Below are 18,175 nucleotides of genomic sequence, written 5' to 3'. Positions count from 1 at the left end.
GGGGGATGAGTACGCGTACCTTCCGTATCACCGTCCGCGGTGTCTTCGACGGGCTCGGCCCCGACCAGCGCGCCGAACTGCTCGCCCGGGCCGCCGACCACGACGTCCTGCGCGCGGCCTTCACGCCCGAGGGGCACCTCAGCTACGACATCGCGGCGCGCCCCGCCTTCACCTTCCGGTTCCTGGACTCCGGGGAGGAAGAGGAGGACATCCTGGAGGCGTCCGAGCGGGCCGAGGAGGCGGCGAGGGCGTGGCTGGCCGAGCGCGGCTACGGCTACAAGAACCTCAGGTCGCAGGCGGAGGACCGGTCCCAGGCGCCGCTGGGCAAACGGCAGCGCCGCGCGGCGGCCCAGCAGGGTCTCTGAACCTCCGGCCGCGGGTATCAGGGGGGAACCAGGAGCGGAGGGGGAGCGGGCGTTGCTGCTGCGTCAACTGGAGTATCTGGTCGCCCTGGCCAGGGAGCGCCACTTCGCCCGCGCCGCCGCTTCCTGCTACGTCTCCCAGCCCTCCCTCTCCGCCGCCATCCGCAAGCTCGAACACGAACTCGACGTGCCCATCGTCCGCCGGGGCCACCGCTTCGAAGGGCTCACCCCGGAGGGCGAACGGGTCCTGCTCTGGGCGCACCGCATCCTCGCCGAGCGCGACGCGCTGCGCCAGGAGCTCTCCGCGATGCGCGGCGGCCTCACCGGCACCCTGCGGATCGGCGCCATCCCCACCGCGCTCACCGCCGCCTCCCTGCTCACCACCCCCTTCGTGGCCCGCCACCCGCTCGCCCGGGTCCGCCTCGACTCGCTCTCCTCCCGCGACATCGCCCGCCGCCTGGCCGCCTTCGAACTCGACATCGCCCTCACCTATCTGGACGACGACGCCCTCGGCCCGGTCCGCCGCACCCCCCTCTACGAGGAGCGCTATCTCCTGCTCACCCCGGAGGACGGGCCGCTCGCCGGCCGGCCGGTCGCCCGCTGGGCGAGCATCGCCGAACAGCCGCTCTGTCTGCTCTCCGGCCGGATGCGCAACCGCCGCATCATGAACGAGTACTTCGCCGCCGACGGCAAGCCCGCCGTGGTCGCCGCCATCGAGACCGACTCCGTCGCCGGGCTCTACGCCCACCTCACGGCCGGCCACTGGTCCAGCGTCATCTCCCACGCCTGGCTCCCCATGTTCGGCGTCCCCGCGGGGATGCGGGTCATCCCACTGGAGCATCCGGCGCACGGCCCCCGCGTCGGCCTGGTCATCGCCGACCGCACCCCCGAACCCGTCCTGGCCAGGGCCCTGCTGGAGACCGCCCGGCAGGCGGGCGTACGGGAGGCGCTCGACCGGCTCCTCGACACCCATCTGCGCCCCGGAGGCCCGGCGGGCCCGGCCGGCCGGCCCTCCGCCGGATAGCCGCCGCCTATCCGGCCATAGGGAAGTTCGTTTTGACCGGCCCCACCGGGGCCGGGATGGTGGAAACACCTTCCCGCTGTACACGGATGAGGAGTCGCGGCCATGGCAAAGGTGCTGTGTGTGCTGTACGACGACCCGGTGGACGGACAGCCGAAGTCCTACGCCCGGGACACGATCCCCACCATCGACCACTATCCCGGCGGCCAGACCACCCCCACCCCGAGCGCCGTCGACTTCACCCCGGGCGAACTGCTCGGCAGCGTCTCCGGCGAACTGGGGCTCCGGCCCTTCCTGGAGTCCCAGGGCCACACCCTCGTCGTCACCTCCGACAAGGACGGCGAGAACTCCGTCTTCGACCGCGAACTCGTCGACGCCGACGTGGTCATCTCCCAGCCCTTCTGGCCCGCCTATCTGACCGCCGAACGCATCGCCAGGGCGGAGAAGCTGAAGCTCGCGCTCACCGCCGGCATCGGCTCCGACCATGTCGACCTCGACGCGGCCATCGCCCGGGGCGTCACCGTCGCCGAGGTCACCTACTGCAACAGCATCAGCGTCGCCGAGCACGCCGTGATGATGACGCTGTCGCTCGTACGGAACTACCTCCCCTCCTACCAGCGGGTCCTGGACGGCGGCTGGAACATCGCCGACTGCGTCGCCCGCTCCTACGACCTGGAGGGCATGCGGGTCGGCACCGTCGGCGCCGGCCGGATCGGGCAGGCCATCCTCCGCCGCCTCGCCCCCTTCGACGTGGGCCTCCACTACACCGACCGGCACCGGCTGCCCGCCGAGACCGAGCGGGAACTCGGCCTCACCTGGCACGAGAGCCCCGCGGCGATGGTCCCGCACTGCGACGTCGTCACCGTCAACGCCCCCCTCCACCCGGAGACCGAGGGCCTCTTCGACGACGAGCTGATCGCGCGGATGAAGCGCGGCACCTATCTCATCAACACCGCCCGCGCGAAGATCGCCGACCGGGACGCCGTCGTCCGCGCGCTCCGCTCGGGACAGCTCGCCGGATACGCGGGCGACGTCTGGTACCCCCAGCCCGCGCCCCCCGACCACCCCTGGCGGACCATGCCGCACCACGGCATGACCCCGCACATCTCCGGCTCCTCCCTCTCCGCGCAGGCCCGGTACGCGGCCGGCACCCGGGAGATCCTGGAGCACTGGTTCGCCGGACAGCCGCTGCGCGAGGAGTACCTGATCGTCGACAAGGGCGCGCTCGCCGGGGCGGGCGCCCACGCGTACTCCGTCAAGAAGAACTGATCCGACGTCAGAACTCTGCTGAACAGGGGGTTCTGACCTTCCCTCAGCCGTTCCCGGCCGCGCCCCCGGCCGGGTACGGCTGTGCCGCGTCCGAACAGAGAGGCGGCACACTGGTGGCGTGTCCACACTTCCTCACCAGGCAGCGCACGGCCCCGCGACGGGCCATATGGTCGTCTGCGGCGACGACACCCTCGCCCACCGGCTCGCCGGCGAGCTCCGCCATGTCTACGGCGAACGCGTCACCCTGGTCGTACCGCCGGTACGCGCCTCCCGTATGCCGCCCGCCCCGGTCGCCGGTCTCGGCAGGGCCTCCGCCTTCTTCGGCCGGATGTCCGCCGCCATGGCCCGGACCGCCGCCACCCTGCCCGACGGTCCCGACGACGGCCCCGGCGCGGTACGCGGCGGGCCCCGGCTCCTGGAGATCACCGACCTCGACGAGGACGCCCTCGTGGAGGCCGGGGTGGCGGAGGCCGAGGCGCTCGCCCTCGTCCATGACGACGACGAGGTCAATATCCGGGCCGCGCTCGCCGCCCGCCGCCTCAACCCCCGGCTGCGCCTGGTCATCCGGCTCTACAACCGCAAGCTCGGCCAGCACCTCGAAGGCCTGCTCGACCAGGCCGCCGCCGTCGCCGCCCCCGGCCTCGACCGGGCCGCGCTCGACGCCTCCACCACCGTCCTCTCCGACGCCGACACGGCCGCCCCCGCGCTCGCCGCCACCGCCGTCGCGGGCACCAGCAAGGTCATCCGCGCCGACGGGCTGCTGCTCCGGGCCGTCGAACGCAACCCGCCGGGTCCCGGCCGCGTCGCCGACCCGGGGCTCTGCACCCTGGCGCTGCTCTCCGCGACCACCAACGACCCGGCGGGCACCGAGGGTTCGGACAACAGCGGCCAGGAGGCGCCACTGCTGCTGCCCGACGACGCGGACGCCGCCGCCGCCACCGGGCGCGGCACCATCGTCCTGGAGGCCGTCTCGCACGCCGGACCCGATCTGCCGGCCCGCCGCCTCGGCGGCCGGGGCGCCCCGCTCGCCTCCTTCTTCTCCCGCCGGCTCCGCTGGTCCTTCGCCGGGATCGTCGGCGCCGTCCTCGCCCTCTCCACCGCCTCGTCCATCGCCACCGGCGTCCATCCGCTCGGCGCGCTCTACCTCACCCTGCTCGACCTCTTCGCCATCGGCGACCCGGCCGTCGGGGAATCCGTCAACCGGCAGGTCATGCAGCTCCTCGCCATGATCACCGGGCTCTTCCTGGTGCCCGTGGTGCTCGCCGCGATCCTGGAGGCGCTCGGCACCTTCCGTACCGCCTCCGCGCTCCGCCGCCCGCCGCGCGGACTCTCCGGCCATGTCGTCCTGCTCGGCCTCGGCAAGGTCGGCACCCGGGTCCTGGTCAACCTCCGCGAGCTGGGCATCCCGGTGGTCTGCGTGGAGGAGGACCCCGAGGCGCGCGGTGTCGCGGTCGCCCGCAGGCTGCGGATCCCGACCGTGCTCGGCGACGTCACCCAGGAGGGCGTGCTGGAGGCCGCCAAGATCGAACGGGCCCACGCCCTGCTCGCCCTCACCAGCGCCGACACCACCAACCTCGAAGCCACCCTCTACGCCCGCTCCGTCGCCCCGGACCTGCGGGTCGCGCTCCGGCTGTACGACGACGACTTCGCCACCGCCGTCTACCGCACCCTGCGCGCCGCCCACCCCCGGGCCCTCACCCGCAGCCGCAGCGTCTCCACCCTGGCCGCCCCGGCCTTCGCCATCGCCATGATGGGCCGGCAGATCCTCGGCGCGATCCCCGTCGAGCGCCGGGTGCTGCTGGTCGCCGCCATCGATGTGGCCGGCCACCCCCGGCTGGAGGGGCGGACGGTCGGGGAGGTCTTCCGGCCCGGCGCCTGGCGGGTCATCGCGCTCGACACGGCGGCCCCGGGGGACCGGCTGCCGGACCTCGCGGACAGCCGCCCCGCCCCCGAGGGCCGCCCGCCGGGCCTGGTCTGGGACCTGCACCCCGGCTATGTGCTGACCCCCGGCGACCGGGTGGTCCTCGCCGCCACCCGCCGCGGCCTGGCCGAACTCCTCGGCCGCCACCACACCGGCGGCCGGCCGTCCGCACCGGCCCCGTGGCCCGGACGCTAGCGCCACGGACCGGGGCCGGGCACGCCCACCGGAGCGCGGAGCGGCGGCCGGGCGGTGGGTCCCGTAAGGGCTCTGGTACGGGCTCGGTCGTACGGGCTCGGTCGTACGGGACGAGGCCGTACGGGAGCCCCGTACGGCCTCGGTCGTACGGGACCCACCGCCCGCCCCCGCGCCGACACGCGCCGTACGGCGGGGACGGGACGGCCGGTTACGGAAGCTGCTCCTCGATGGCGGCGCGGCCGCGCTCGGCCAGCCGGCGCCGGGCCCAGTCGAGGCTCTCCGGGGTGAGATCGCGGCCGGAGGCGAGCGCGAGGTCCTCGGCCGTCACCTCGTCGCAGGCCCCGGTGTGCAGCAGCCGGTCGGGGGTCGCGCTCTCGATCTCGGTCTCGATCCGCGCGGCGGACTCTTCGTTCATGCCGCTTCCTCCTTCGTCCGGTGGGCCCATTGTCGTCGCCCCAGGGCACGGACGCATCCCCGGTGAGGGGTCCCCGGCAGCGCGGGCCCGGGGGAGCGGCCGGCCCGTTTCCGGGCCGCCCCGGGCCCGTACCGGCGCCGTACGGGGCCCGGCACGCGCGCGGGCGCCCCAGGTCGCTCCCGGGAACCCGGCCGTAGGCCCGTTGTCCTCCCGCGCTTCACCGAACTCCCTTACAGTGCCTGACTGTTGACCAAACATTGACATGCCCAAGCCATGCATGCCGAGAGGACTCAGGGATATGGCCAAGCTCCTCCGTACGACCCTGGTGGCCGGTGCGGCCGTCGCGCTCGCCCTCACCACCGCCCCGGCCGGCGCCGCAGGCACCGGACAGCTCCCCTTCCCCTCCGGTACCGGGGTGGGGGTCCACAACTCGTACGAGAAGGCGACCTTCCCCTACTTCGCCGACGCCCTCGACTCCGGCGCCGCCATGCTGGAGATCGACGTCTGGACCAACATCTACGGGGCCTCCTGGCGCGTCTCGCACTCCAACCCGATCGGCAACGACAACAACTGCGCCAACGCCACCACCGTCGCCGCGCTGCGCACCCAGAGCCGCAACCGCGATCTGCCGGGGTGCCTCACCGACATCAGGACCTGGCACGACGCCAACCCCGGCCACCGCCCGATCGTCCTCAAGCTGGAGATGAAGGACGGCTTCCAGGGCCAGGGCGGCCGGGGCCCCGCCGCCCTCGACGCGCTGCTCACCAGCAAACTCGGCGACGCGCTCTTCCGCCCCGCCGACCTGATGGGCGACCACCCCGACCTCGACACGGCGGCCCAGGCCAACGCCTGGCCGACCCGTGACCAGCTCGCCGGGAAGTTCGTCGTCGAGCTCATCCCGGGCACGGTGGAGGAGCAGAACCCGTTCGACACCCTCTGGACCGACCGCGAGTACGCCATCCACCTGCGCGATCTCAAGGCGGCCGGCCGGATCGGCGAGGCCTCGGCCTTCCCCGCCGTCCACAACGCCCAGGCCGGCGACCCGCGCGTGCGGTACACGGACGCCTCGCTGCGGCCCTGGTTCGTCTTCTTCGACGGGGACGCCACCGCGTACGCCGCCGGGACGATCGACACCGCCTGGTACGACCGGCGCCACTACTTCCTGCTGATGACCGACGCGCACAACGTGGCGCCCGCCATCGACTCCGTCAACCCGACCGAGCAGCAGGCCCGCGACCGGCTCGACCTGCTGGCCCAGCGCCACGCGAGCCTGATCACCTCGGACTGGCACGGGCTGACGGGCGTCCTCACCACGGTCGTCCCCCGCGCCACCGCCGCCGAGTAGCCACGCGGGGAAAGGACGGAGGCGGCGCGCGGCCGGGGGCCGGGGCCGGAGTGGCCTCAGGCCGGCAGGACCGGGCCCCGGCCGTGCGCCGCCAGCACCGTCCCGAGCGTGTCCGCGTCCGCCGCCGTCCGGTCCTCCCGGTACCGCACCACCCGCGCGAACCGCAGCGTCACCCCGGCCGGATAGCGGGAGGAGCGCTGGAGCCCGTCGTACGCGATCTCCACGACCAGCTCGGGGCGTACGGTCACGGTCAGCCCGTCGTCCCGTACCGCCAGCTCCCGCAGCCGTCCCGTCTGCCACTCCAGCATCGCGTCCGTGAGCCCCTTGAAGGTCTTGCCGAGCATCACGAACGAGCCGTCCTCCCGCCGCGCGCCCAGATGGAGGTTGGAGAGCCGGCCGGTCCTCCTGCCATGGCCCCACTCGGCGGCGAGCACCACCAGGTCCAGGGTGTGCACCGGCTTCACCTTCACCCACCCCGCACCCCGCCGGCCCGCGCTGTACGGCGCGTCCAGGGCCTTCACCACCACGCCCTCCTCCCCGCGCTCCAGGGCCTCCCGCAGAAACGCCTCCCCGGCCTCCCCGGCCGCCGGATCCCCCGCCCCCTCCGGGAGCACCAGACGCCGTACCCGCAGCGGCTCCGGCACCAGCCGGGCCAGCACCGCGTGCCGCTCCGTGTACGGCAGGTCGAGCAGCTCCTCGCCGCCGTCCGCCAGGATGTCGAAGAAGACCGGAGCGAGCGGGACCGCCGCGGCGGCCGAGGCGACGTCCGTACGGGAGCCGACCCGCCCCGCGATCTCCTGGAACGGCCGGGGCCTGCCCCGCTCGTCCCGCGCGACCACCTCCCCGTCCAGCACGAACCCGTCGCCGTCCAGGGCCAGCGCCGCCTCGGCCACCTCCGGCAGCCGCCCGGTGATCTCGTCGAGGGTGCGGGTGAAGATCCCGACCGTGGACCCGGTGCGGTGCACCTGCACCCGGATCCCGTCGAGCTTCTCCTCCACCGCGCATCCGCCCAGCCGCCCGACGGCCTCCGGGACGCTCGCGGCGGACTGCGCCAGCATCGGCAGCACCGGACGCCCCACCGTCAGCAGGAACTCCTCCAGGACGCGCGGCCCCTCGGCCAGCAGCCGCCCGGCCACCGGCTCCAGCGCCCCCGCCACCATCACCGCCCGCCGGACCGCCGCCGGCGGCGCCCCCGCCGTCTCGGCCAGCGCCTCCACCGCGACCGCGTCCAGCGCGCCCTGCCGCAGCTCGCCCGAGATCAGCCCCACCAGGAACCGCTGCTCCTCCTCGGTGGCCGCGCCCAGCAGCCCCTGCACCAGCCGCCGCCGCTCGCCCTGCGCGCCCGCCCCGGCCACCGCGGCGAGCGCGGTGAACACGGCGTCGGTGGAGAGCACGGTCAGCGTGGCCCGCCCGGCGGGCGGCGGCGGGTCCCTCAGCGCGTTCCAGCCCACCCCGATCCGCCCCTGCGGCAGCCGCCCGGCCAGATACGGGATGACCACCGGCACGTCCCGGGGGTCCGCCGTCCGGAAGACACCGGCCAGCAGGGAGATCTTCCGGGTCCGCGCCGGGGACTCGGCGACCTCCCGGGAGACCCGGGCGAGCGGTGCCAGCAGCATGCTGCCATCGTGCAACGCCGGACGCGGCCCCGCCCGTCGGAGCGGGTACGGCCGGGGAGCGGCGGGGGACGGCCGGTGGCGGGAGGGGCCCGGTCACGGCGATAGCCTGGACCACACCGACGGCCGGATCACCGGCCGACCACCGAAGCGGCTCCACGGGGCAGGGGAGGCAGGACCTATGGGAGCGACCGGGGCCCCGGCACGGACGGCCGGCCCGGCGGCGACGGCCGTCCTGGCGGCGACGGCAGGTCCGGTGGGCCCGGCAGGTCCGACCGGTCCGCCGGGCGGTGGAGCCGGTGCGGGTGGTGCGGCCGGGGCCGCCGGGGCGGCGCCGGGAACATCCCCCGCCGTGTTCCGGGCGGCCGGGCCCGGGCCCGACACACGTCCCACCCCGTACCCACTCCCCGCCTCGGCCGCCATACTGGAACGGCCGGGGTGGGCGCAGCGAGGGTGACGGGGGGCCACAGCACGCGATGGCGGACAGCATGCTGATCCAGGGCCGTTACCGGCTGCTCGATCTCATCGGACGCGGCGGGATGGGCGAGGTCTGGCGGGCCCGCGACGAGTCACTGGGCCGGCAGGTCGCGGTCAAGTGCCTCAAGCCGCTCGGCCCGCAGCGCGACGACACCTTCACCCGGATCATGCGCGAGCGCTTCCGCCGCGAGGCCCGGGTCGCCGCCGGGCTCCAGCACCGGGGCGTCACCGTCGTCCACGACTTCGGCGAGTACGACGGGGTCCTCTACCTCGTCATGGAGCTGCTGGAGGGCCGCAACCTCAGCCAGCTCCTGGAGGAGCAGGGCGGCGCGCTCGCCGTCGCCGACGTCGTCGACATCGCGGAACAGGTCGCCGACGCCCTCGCGTACACGCACGAACAGGGCATCGTCCACCGGGACCTGAAGCCCGCCAACATCATGCGGCTCACCAACGGCGCGGTGAAGATCTGCGACTTCGGCATCGCGCGGCTCGGCCACGACATCGGCTTCACCTCCCGGCTCACCGGCCCCGGCGTCGCCATGGGCACCCCGCACTACATGTCGCCCGAGCAGATCAGCGGCGGCCAGGTCGACCACCGCAGCGACCTCTACTCGCTCGGCTGCGTCCTGTACGAGATCGCCACCGGCGCCCCGCCGTTCGACCTGGAGGACGCCTGGTCGGTCCTGGTAGGCCACCGCGACACCATCCCCGAGCCACCGCGCAGCCACCGCCCCGAACTCCCCGAGTTCTTCGACACCCTCGTCCTGGAGCTGCTGGCCAAGACCCCCGAGGAGCGCCCCGCCGACGCGGGCGGGCTGCGCGGCCGGATCGGCGCCGCCCGCGCCACCCCCGGCTACGGCTACCCGGCGCCGGGACCCGCCGGCACCCCCGGGTACCCCGCCGCCGGATACCCGGCCGTCCCCGTGGCGGGCCCCCACGGCGCGCCCCTGCCCTCCTGGTCCCACACCATGACCACCGGGCACAAGGCGGTCGGCCTGGCCGAGCTGCGGCCCACCCCGCCCGACCACACCGCGGGGCTCACCGGTGACTGGACCGGGCCCGCCGATCCGCGCGCCGGGTTCTCCGCCCCGCCCGCCACCGGCCGCCCCACCCCGCCGCCGGAACAACTCGCCGTGCTGACCAGCAGACACAACGCCGGGCTCAGCCTCGGCCGGCTCGGCCGCTGGGAGGAGGCCGGGGAGGTGCACCGCGCGGTCGCCGCCGAGCGGGAGCACGCGCTCGGCCCGGACCATCCGGACACCCTCGGCAGCCGTTACGAGGTCGGCTTCTCGCTGAGCAGGACCGGCCGTACGGGCGACGCGCTGCGCGAGTTCACCCGGGTCGCCGAGGGGCGCGAGCGGGCCCTCGGACCGGACCACCCCGACACCCTCGCGGCCCGCCAGGAGACCGCGTACGTACTGGGCCAGCTCGGCCGGCACTTCGAGGCCCACGAGGTCTTCGCCGCGGTCCTCGCCTCCCGCGAACGCACCATCGGCCCGGACCATGTGGACACCCTGCGCTGCCGCCACAACCTCGCGTACAACCTCGGCCGGCTCGGCCGCCTGGAGGACGCCCACCGGCTCGCGGGCGAGGTGGCCGCCGCCCGGGCCAGAGTGCTCGGGCCCACCCACCCCGACACGCTGATCAGCCAGTACGAGGTGGCGTACGCGCTCGGCCAGCTCGGCCGCTGGCCGGAGGCGCTGAACGTCTACCGCGAGGTCGCCGCCCTCCGCGCCGACTCCCTCGGCCCCGACCACCCCGACACCCTCGCCGCCCGCTACGAGGTCGGCATCAGCCTCGGCCGGCTCGGCGAGTCCACCGAGGCCCTGGAGCTCTACCGCGCCCTGGTCGCCGACCGCGCCCGGGTCCAGGGCCCCCACCACCCCGAGACCCTCCGCGCCCGGCACGGCGTCGGCGTCAACCTGGGCCGCCTCTCCCGCTGGGAGGAGGCGCTCGCGGAGTCCCGCGACGTCTGCGCGATCCGCGAACATGTCCTGGGCCCCGACCACCCCGACACCCTGGTCAGCCGCCGCGAGGTCGCCGTGGGCCTGGGGTGGCTGGGCCGCTGGGCGGACGCCCTCTCCGTCTACCGCCAGGTCGCCGACACCCGCGACCGGGTCCTGGGCGCCACCCACCCCGACGCGCTGGCCAGCCGCAACGACGAGGCCCACTGCCTGGAACAACTCGGCAGGGGCGCGGAAGCGGTCCAGCTCTACCGCCAGGTGGCGGCCCTGCGGCAGCAGCACGGGGCACGCGGCTACTGACCGCCGGCTACTGACCGCCGGCCGCTGACCGCCGGGCGCCGGCCGCAGCACCGGAGCCCGGCGTCCGCCCCCTGGCCCGGTGACCGGGCGCGTGTTACCAAGGGCCATGCCCGCACTCACCTCGTACGACGCCGTCATCGTGGGCGGCGGCCACAACGGTCTGGTCGCCGCCGCCTATCTCGCCCGGGCCGGGCGCTCCGTGCTCGTGCTCGAACGGCTCGGCGCCACCGGTGGCGCCGCCGTCTCCAGCCGGCCCTTCGCCGGGGTGGACGCCCGGCTCTCGCGCTACTCCTACCTGGTCTCGCTGCTGCCCGGCTCGATCGTGCGCGACCTGGGGGTGCGCTGCGGGTTCCGGAAGCGCACCGTCTCCTCGTACACCCCGCTGGGCGACGGCGGGCTGCTGGTCGGGGCGGGGCGTACCCGGGACTCCTTCGCCGCGCTGACCGGATCCGACGCCGAGTACACGGCGTGGCGGGAGTTCTACGTGACCACCGCGCGCGTCGCCCGGCGGGTCTTCCCCACGCTCACCGAGCCGCTGCCCACCCGCGCGGCGCTCCGCGAGCGGATCGGCGACGAGGCCGCCTGGCGGATGCTCTTCGAGGAGCCCATCGGCGCCGCGATCGAGCGGCGCTTCACCCATGACCTGGTCCGGGGCGTCGTCCTCACCGACGCGCTCATCGGCACCTTCGCCGACGCCCACGACCCCTCGCTCGTCCAGAACCGCTGCTTCCTCTACCACGTCATCGGCGGCGGGACCGGCGACTGGGACGTCCCCGTGGGCGGCATGGGCGCCCTCACCGACGCGCTGGCCGACGCGGCCAGGGCGGCGGGCGCCGAGATCGCCACCGGGCACGAGGTGACCGCCGTCGAGACCGACGGGACCCGCGCCGAGGTCCGGTACCGGACCGATGCGCAGGGCACGGAGGGCGGGGACGGCGCAGAGGGGGCGGTGGGAGCGCGGCATGTGCTGGTCAACGCCTCGCCCCGGGAGCTCGCCGCCCTCCTCGGCGAGGAGCCGCCCCCCGCGCCCGAGGGCGCCCAGCTCAAGGTCAACATGGTGCTGCGCCGGCTGCCCCGGCTACGGGACCGCTCGGTCGACCCCCGGGACGCCTTCGCCGGGACCTTCCATATCGCCGAAGGCTACGGCCAGTTGGCCACGGCGTACGCGGAGGCCGCGGCGGGCCGGCTGCCCGGTGCCCCGCCCTCCGAGATCTACTGCCACACCCTCACCGACCCCTCCATCCTGGGACCGGAGCTCGCCGCGCGCGGCTACCAGACCCTCACCCTCTTCGGGCTGCACACCCCCGCGCGGCTCTTCGCCCGCGACAACGACGCCACCCGCGCGGAACTCCTCGCCGCCACCCTCGCCCAGCTCGACGAACGGCTCGCCGAGCCGATCGCGGAGTGCCTCGCCCGGGACGCGGAAGGACGCCCCTGCGTCGAGGCGAAGACCCCGCTCGACCTCGAACGCGAACTACGGCTGCCCGGCGGCCATATCTTCCACCAGGACCTCTCCTTCCCGTACGCCGGCGGTGACGGTGACCCCGGCCCCGGCGGTGCCGGTGCCCGCTGGGGCGTCGCGACGGCGCACCCCAACGTCCTGCTCTGCGGCGCGGGCGCGGTACGCGGCGGCGGGGTCAGCGGGGTGGCGGGGCAGAACGCGGCCATGGCCGTCCTCGGGCGGTGACCGGGGGCGGCCGGGGGCGGCCGGGCCCGGAGGCTCAGTCCCGCGCGCGGGTCCAGCCGGCCGCCGTGATCCTCGCCGCGTCCCGCCCGCGCGCCTCGTCGAAGAGGGTCCGCCCGCCGTCCTCGACCCGCAGCCCGCTCACATACACGCCCCGCCCCACGTACCGCTGGTCCGTCGTGTACCGCCACCGCACCACCGTGGCCCGGCCGCGCCGGCCGGTGAGCTCCGCGGTGAGCCGGTGCCAGACCCGCCCCGACCAGCCGGTCGCCGAACCGTCCGGGTGGCCGGTCTCCGCCCGGCCGGCCGCCTCCGTGGTGAACGGTACGGGCCGCCAGCTCGCCCCGCCGTCCCCGGACGCCTCCAGGAAGAGCGCGTCCGACTCCGGCTCGGTGTCCCACCACACCGAGCAGCGCAGCACCCCCCGGTCGGTGGCCGGGGTGAGCGCGGGCAGGGTGAGCGTGGCGGTCGTCGCCGAGGCCATCCCGCCGAACCAGGCGGAACGCCACCGGGGCGGCCCGACCGGTACGGCGCGCGCCAGCCGGTCGGCGGCGGCCACCCGGGGCGCGGAGCCCGAGCGCCAGCTCCGCACCGGATGGACCGAGTTGCCCAGCAGGATCAGGAAGGAGTCGGTCGTCGGGTCCAGCACCAGGCTGGTGCCGGTGAACCCGGTGTGCCCCGCCGTCCTCGGGGTGGCCATCGCCCCCATGTACCAGTGCTGGTAGAGCTCGAACCCCAGCCCGTGGGCGTCCCCGGGGAAGGCCGTGTTGAAGTCGGTGAACATCAGCTCCACCGACTCGGGACGGAGGATCCGCGCCCGCCCGTACGCCCCGCCGTTGAGCAGCGTACGGGCCAGCACCGCCAGGTCCCAGGCGTCCGAGAAGACCCCGGCATGGCCCGCGACCCCGCCCAGGGAGTAGGCGTTCTCGTCGTGCACCTCGCCCCAGACCAGCCCCCGGTCCAGACCCGACCAGGGCGGACGCGCGTCCTCGGTGGCCGCGATGACCGGCCGCCAGGAAGCGGGCGGGTTGTAGCGGGTACGGCGCATGCCGAGCGGCCCGGTGATCTCCGTGCGGAGCAGCGCGTCCAGCGGGTGCCCGGTGACCCGTTCCAGGACGAGCTGGAGCGAGATCAGATTGAGGTCCGAGTAGAGGTAGGCCGTGCCGGGCGGGTGCGCGGGCACCTCGTCCCACAGCAGCTTCAGCATCCCCTCCCGGGTCGGCGCCGCGTAGAGCGGGATCCAGGCCCGGAACCCGGAGGTGTGCGTCAGCAACTGACGTACCGTGATCTCCCGCTTGCCCGCCGCCCGCGCCGCCTCCGTGCCGGCGAACTCCGGCAGATAGGTGACGACCCGCTCCTCCAGACCGAGCGCGCCCCGCTCGATCTGCTGGACGGCGAGGAGCGAGGTGAAGAGCTTGGAGACCGAGGCGAGGTCGAAGACGGTGTCCCCGGCCATCGGGATCCGCCGCTCCGGGGGCAGCTCCACCCCGGTGTCCGTGGTCTCGTCGTACCGCGCGTACCGCACCGCGTGGCCGGCCGCGTGGTGCAGCGCCACCGTCCCGCCGCGCCCCGCGAGCACCACGGCCCCCGCGTACCACGGATGGCCGGGGGAGGGGCCGAGGAACCCCTCGACGGCGGTGACCAGCCCGTCCAGCTCCCGGCGGAGCAGCCCGGCCCGCTCGGCGGAGCCGCGCCGCAGCGTACGGCCGGGGGGACCGCCGCCCGCCGCCTTCGCGGGGGCGTCGGCGCGCGCCGTGGCCCCGGCGGCGAACGGGACCGGCGCCAGCGCGAACGCCCCGCCGAGGGCGAGCACCCCGCCGCCCAGCCGGCGCCTGCTGATCCACCCGTCCCGCCCCGGCGCCGTGTCCGTCGTGTCACCGGCGCCGCTCGCGTCCCCCGCGTCCCCCGCGTCCTCCGTCGTCATGGCGGACCTCCCCCTGAAACTCTCTTTCGAGAGCCGATTCGAGTCCTGAAACCTTCTTGCGCGGCCCCGCCGGTGTCAACCCTGGCGGTCCGGTCGGCTCCGTACGGTCACCGCGCGGACCCGCGCCACCTCTGGCACCGTGTGGCGCATGAGGACGAGGAACAGCATCCGGTCCCTGCTGTCCCAGTGGACCGTGGTGGTACCGCTGCTCGCGGTGATCGCCCTCGTGCTGAGCTGGGGGCGGGCCCTCCCCGGGTTCGCCGTCGGGCTGGTCGCGCTCTGTCTCGCCGGGGCCGTGCTCGCCGCCGTGCACCATGCCGAGGTGGTCGCCCACCGGGTGGGGGAGCCGTTCGGCTCGCTCGTCCTCGCGGTCGCCGTCACCGTCATCGAAGTGGCCCTCATCGTCACCCTGATGGTCGACGGCGGTGCCAAGAGCGCCACCCTCGCCCGCGACACCGTCTTCGCCGCCGTCATGATCACCTGCAACGGCATCCTCGGCCTCTGCCTCCTCGTCGGCGCGCTCCGCAGCCGGGTCGCCGTCTTCAACGCCGAGGGCACCGGCACCGCGCTCGCCACCGTCGCCACGCTCGCCACCCTCACCCTCGTCCTGCCCACCTTCACCACCAGCGAGCCGGGGCCGCAGTTCTCCCCGGCCCAGCTCGGCTTCGCCGCCGTCGCCTCCCTCGTCCTGTACGGGCTCTTCGTCGCCGTCCAGACCGTCCGCCACCGCGACTACTTCCTCCCCCTCACCCAGGAGGGCGACGTACGCGAGGAGGACACGCACGCCCCGCTCCCCACCCACCGCGCCGCCACCCTCAGCCTGCTGATGCTGCTGGTGGCGCTGGTCGCCGTGGTCGGGGACGCCAAGGCCGTCTCGCCCACCATCGAGTCGGGCGTCGTGTCGGCGGGGCTGCCCCAGGCCGTGGTCGGCGTCGTCATCGCCCTGCTGGTACTGCTCCCGGAGACCCTCGCCGCCGTACGGGCCGCCCGCCGCGAGCGCGTCCAGACCAGCCTCAACCTCGCGCTCGGCTCCGCCATGGCCAGCATCGGGCTGACCATCCCCGCCATCGCGCTCGCCATGGTCTGGCTGGAGGGCCCGCTGGTCCTCGGGCTGAACGCCACCCATATGGTGCTGCTCGCCCTCACCGTGGTGGTGGGCGCGCTGACCGTGGCACCCGGCCGGGCCACCCTGCTCCAGGGCGGCGTCCACCTGGGGATCTTCGCCGCCTTCGTCTTCCTCGCGATCAGCCCCTGAGGCCGCCCCCGGACCGCCGGGGGCCCGGGCCCCCGACCCCGGCTCACCCGGTACGGAGGTCCACCACCCGCCGGATCTTCCCCACCGACCGCTCCAGCGTCCCCGGATCGACCACCTCCACCGCGGCCGACACCCCCACCCCCTCCTTGACCGCCACCGCGATCGCCCGAGCCGCCCGCTCCCGCTCCTCCGGGGTCGCCGCGGGACGCGCCTCGGCCCGTACGGTCAGCGTGTCGAGCCGGCCCTCCCGGGCCAGCCGGAGCTGGAAGTGCGGGGCGACCCCCGGAGTACGGAGCACGATCTCCTCGATCTGGGTGGGGAAGAGGTTCACCCCGCGCAGGATCACCAGGTCGTCGGTGCGCCCGGTCATCCGCGCCATCCGCCGGAAGACCCGCGCCGTGCCGGGCAGCAGCCGGGTCAGATCCCGGGTCCGGTAACGGATCACCGGCATCGCCTCCTTGGTCAGCGAGGTGAGGACCAGCTCGCCCTCCTCGCCGTCCGGCACCGCCTCCCCGGTGAGCGGATCCACCACCTCCGGATAGAAGTGGTCCTCCCAGACCGTCAGCCCGTCCTTGGTCTCCACGCACTCCTGCGCCACCCCGGGCCCCATCACCTCCGAGAGCCCGTAGATGTCGACGGCGTCGATCGCGCACCGCTCCTCGATCTCCCGCCGCATCTCCTCCGTCCAGGGCTCGGCGCCGAGGATGCCCACCCGCAGGGAGGTGGCGCGCGGATCGACGCCCTGGCGCTCGAACTCGTCGAGCAGCGTCAGCAGATACGAGGGGGTCACCATGATGACCTCGGGGCGCAGATCCTGGATCAGCCGGACCTGACGCGCGCTCATGCCCCCGGAGGCGGGCACCACCGTACAGCCCAGCCGCTCCGCCCCGTAGTGCGCGCCGAGCCCGCCGGTGAACAGCCCGTACCCGTACGCCACATGGACCGTCTGCCCCGGCCGTCCGCCCGCCGCCCGGATCGAACGGGCCATCAGCTCCGCCCAGGTGTCCAGATCCCGCTGGGTGTACCCGACGACGGTCGGCTGCCCCGTCGTCCCGCTGGACGCGTGCAGCCGCCGTACCTCGGAGCGCTCCACGGCGAGCAGCCCGAACGGGTACGTGGCCCGCAGATCCTCCTTGGTGGTGAACGGGAAGCGGGCGAGATCGGCGAGGTCACGGCAGTCCTCCGGGCGCACCCCGGCCCGGTCGAAGGAGCGCCGGTAGAACTCCACCTTCCCGTACGCCCGGCGCAGCGTGTCGCGCAGCCGCTCCCGCTGCAACGCGGCCAGCTCCGCCCGGCCGAGCCGCTCCCCGGCGTCCAGCAGAGGGGTCGTCATGGCGTTCTCCCTGATCCGGCCGGCATCCGGCGGCCCCGCCCGGCCGTGTCCGCCGCCCCGGCGGCCCCACGACCGATCATTCGGTCGATCGTCCCCCGCCAGTAACGCAGGAGCCCCCCGGAAGCGTCAAGACACGCGCGCCACCTCCCGTTCCGGCCGCCGGCAAAGACGTTGCCGCGCTCCCGCCCGGCCTGTGAGGATCACGCCATGCCCACCTTCACCGCGCACGACTCGACCCTGCTCACCTGCCACCCGGCCGGCGAGGGCGAGCCCCTGCTCTGTCTCCCCGGCGGCCCGATGCGCGCCTCGGAATACCTCGGCGACCTGGGCGGGCTCGCCGCGCACCGCCGGCTGGTCCGGCTCGACCTGCGGGGCACGGGGGAGTCCGCGGCCCCCGCCGACCCGGCCACGTACCGCTGCGACCGCCAGGCCGACGACATCGACGCCCTGCGCGCCCATCTCGGCCTGGACCGGGTCGACCTGCTGGCGCACTCCGCCGCCGGCGACCTGGCGCTCCTCTACGCCGCCCGCCACCCCGCCAGGGTCGCCTCGCTGACCCTGGTCACCCCGGGCGCGGCGGCCGTCGGCATCGAGGCCACCGAGGAGGACCGCCGGGAGGCCATGGCGCTGCGCGCCGGCGAACCCTGGTACGACGCGGCCCTGGCGGCCTTCGACGAGGTGCTGGCGGGCCGGGCGACCGAGGAGGTGTGGGCGCGGCTCAAGCGGTTCAACCACGCGCGCTGGGACGACGCGGCCCGGGCCATGGTGGCCGCCTCGCCCCGGCAGATCAACCAGCGGGCGGCGGCGGCCTTCTTCGCGGCCGGCGCCTTCGACCCCGCCGCCACCCGCGCCGCGCTCGCCGCCGTCACGGCGCCGGTCCTGGTGGTGGCCGGGGCGCTCGACGGCGGCCCGCGCCCCGCCAGGGCCCGCGAGCTCGCCGGGCTCTTCCCGCACGGCCGGCTCGCCGTCCTGACGGACGCCGGGCACTTCCCCTGGCTCGACCAGCCCGCCGCGTTCGTCCGTACGGTCACCGGATTCCTCGCCGGCGCACGCCCGTTCGGGGGCTGACCGGCGCCGGAGCGGCCCCGCCGGCCCGC

General features: G+C 75.1%; 13 protein-coding genes. 9 read left to right on the top strand and 4 right to left on the bottom strand.

Translation table 11 applies throughout. The features are described 5' to 3' along the window. Nucleotides 1-5: 5 nt before the first annotated feature. The 4 genes from AB0O07_RS07635 to AB0O07_RS07620 all read left to right on the top strand — a co-directional run bounded on the left by AB0O07_RS07635 (nucleotide 6) and on the right by AB0O07_RS07620 (nucleotide 4,768). Nucleotides 6-365, top strand: coding sequence for a DUF6204 family protein (locus AB0O07_RS07635; RefSeq protein ID WP_365628561.1), 360 nt, complete (start codon nucleotides 6-8; stop codon nucleotides 363-365). Between the two features lie 52 nt (nucleotides 366-417). Then, nucleotides 418-1,386 (top strand): LysR family transcriptional regulator, encoded by a 969-nt coding sequence (locus tag AB0O07_RS07630; RefSeq protein WP_365628558.1) that lies wholly within the window; start codon nucleotides 418-420, stop codon nucleotides 1,384-1,386. Nucleotides 1,387-1,488: 102 nt separating this feature from the next. Next, nucleotides 1,489-2,652, top strand: coding sequence for an NAD-dependent formate dehydrogenase (locus tag AB0O07_RS07625; RefSeq protein ID WP_365628555.1), 1,164 nt, complete (start codon nucleotides 1,489-1,491; stop codon nucleotides 2,650-2,652). A 166-nt stretch (nucleotides 2,653-2,818) separates the two neighbouring features. Further along, nucleotides 2,819-4,768: an NAD-binding protein gene (locus tag AB0O07_RS07620; RefSeq protein WP_365630249.1), complete on the top strand. Its 1,950-nt coding sequence runs from the start codon at nucleotides 2,819-2,821 to the stop codon at nucleotides 4,766-4,768. A 208-nt stretch (nucleotides 4,769-4,976) separates the two neighbouring features. Here the strand turns inward: AB0O07_RS07620 and AB0O07_RS07615 are convergent, their stop codons facing one another. Then, nucleotides 4,977-5,183, bottom strand: coding sequence for a hypothetical protein (locus AB0O07_RS07615; RefSeq protein WP_365628552.1), 207 nt, complete (start codon nucleotides 5,181-5,183; stop codon nucleotides 4,977-4,979). Nucleotides 5,184-5,481: 298 nt separating this feature from the next. On the opposite strand from AB0O07_RS07615, the gene AB0O07_RS07610 reads away from it, so the two are divergent. Continuing rightward, nucleotides 5,482-6,528, top strand: a complete 1,047-nt coding sequence (locus tag AB0O07_RS07610) for a phosphatidylinositol-specific phospholipase C domain-containing protein (RefSeq protein WP_365628549.1) — start codon at nucleotides 5,482-5,484, stop codon at nucleotides 6,526-6,528. A gap of 56 nt (nucleotides 6,529-6,584) precedes the next feature. On the opposite strand, the gene AB0O07_RS07605 is transcribed toward AB0O07_RS07610, so the two are convergent. Further along, complete coding sequence (locus tag AB0O07_RS07605) at nucleotides 6,585-8,144, bottom strand: ATP-dependent DNA ligase (RefSeq protein ID WP_365628546.1); 1,560 nt, start codon at nucleotides 8,142-8,144, stop codon at nucleotides 6,585-6,587. Nucleotides 8,145-8,617: 473 nt separating this feature from the next. Between AB0O07_RS07605 and AB0O07_RS07600 the strand changes: the two genes are divergently transcribed. Both AB0O07_RS07600 and AB0O07_RS07595 read left to right on the top strand, forming a co-directional pair. Then, nucleotides 8,618-10,882 carry a tetratricopeptide repeat protein gene (locus tag AB0O07_RS07600; protein WP_365628543.1) on the top strand — a complete coding sequence of 755 codons (2,265 nt, stop codon included), beginning with the start codon at nucleotides 8,618-8,620 and terminating at the stop codon, nucleotides 10,880-10,882. 106 nt (nucleotides 10,883-10,988) lie between these two features. Beyond that, on the top strand, nucleotides 10,989-12,569 hold the full coding sequence (locus AB0O07_RS07595; RefSeq protein WP_365628540.1) for an NAD(P)/FAD-dependent oxidoreductase: 1,581 nt from the start codon (nucleotides 10,989-10,991) through the stop codon (nucleotides 12,567-12,569). Between the two features lie 34 nt (nucleotides 12,570-12,603). On the opposite strand, the gene AB0O07_RS07590 is transcribed toward AB0O07_RS07595, so the two are convergent. Further along, a complete protein-coding gene (locus tag AB0O07_RS07590) occupies nucleotides 12,604-14,490 on the bottom strand; it encodes a serine hydrolase (RefSeq protein WP_365628537.1) in 1,887 nt (628 codons plus the stop codon). Between the two features lie 148 nt (nucleotides 14,491-14,638). On the opposite strand from AB0O07_RS07590, the gene AB0O07_RS07585 reads away from it, so the two are divergent. Next, the gene (locus AB0O07_RS07585) at nucleotides 14,639-15,745 is read left to right on the top strand and encodes an ionic transporter y4hA (RefSeq protein WP_365628535.1); all 1,107 of its coding nucleotides are present in this window, start codon (nucleotides 14,639-14,641) and stop codon (nucleotides 15,743-15,745) included. A gap of 43 nt (nucleotides 15,746-15,788) precedes the next feature. On the opposite strand, the gene paaK is transcribed toward AB0O07_RS07585, so the two are convergent. Further along, nucleotides 15,789-17,078: a phenylacetate--CoA ligase PaaK gene (gene paaK, locus AB0O07_RS07580; protein WP_365628532.1), complete on the bottom strand. Its 1,290-nt coding sequence runs from the start codon at nucleotides 17,076-17,078 to the stop codon at nucleotides 15,789-15,791. A 207-nt stretch (nucleotides 17,079-17,285) separates the two neighbouring features. On the opposite strand from paaK, the gene AB0O07_RS07575 reads away from it, so the two are divergent. After that, nucleotides 17,286-18,146, top strand: coding sequence for an alpha/beta hydrolase (locus tag AB0O07_RS07575; RefSeq protein ID WP_365628529.1), 861 nt, complete (start codon nucleotides 17,286-17,288; stop codon nucleotides 18,144-18,146). Nucleotides 18,147-18,175 lie beyond the last annotated feature (29 nt).

The sequence above is a fragment of the Streptomyces sp. NPDC093085 genome (genome assembly GCF_040683935.1).
Taxonomy (GTDB): Bacteria; Actinomycetota; Actinomycetes; order Streptomycetales; family Streptomycetaceae; genus Streptomyces.
The sequence above is the reverse complement of the archived record's forward strand: the minus strand, read 5'-3'. Positions and strand labels throughout refer to the sequence as shown.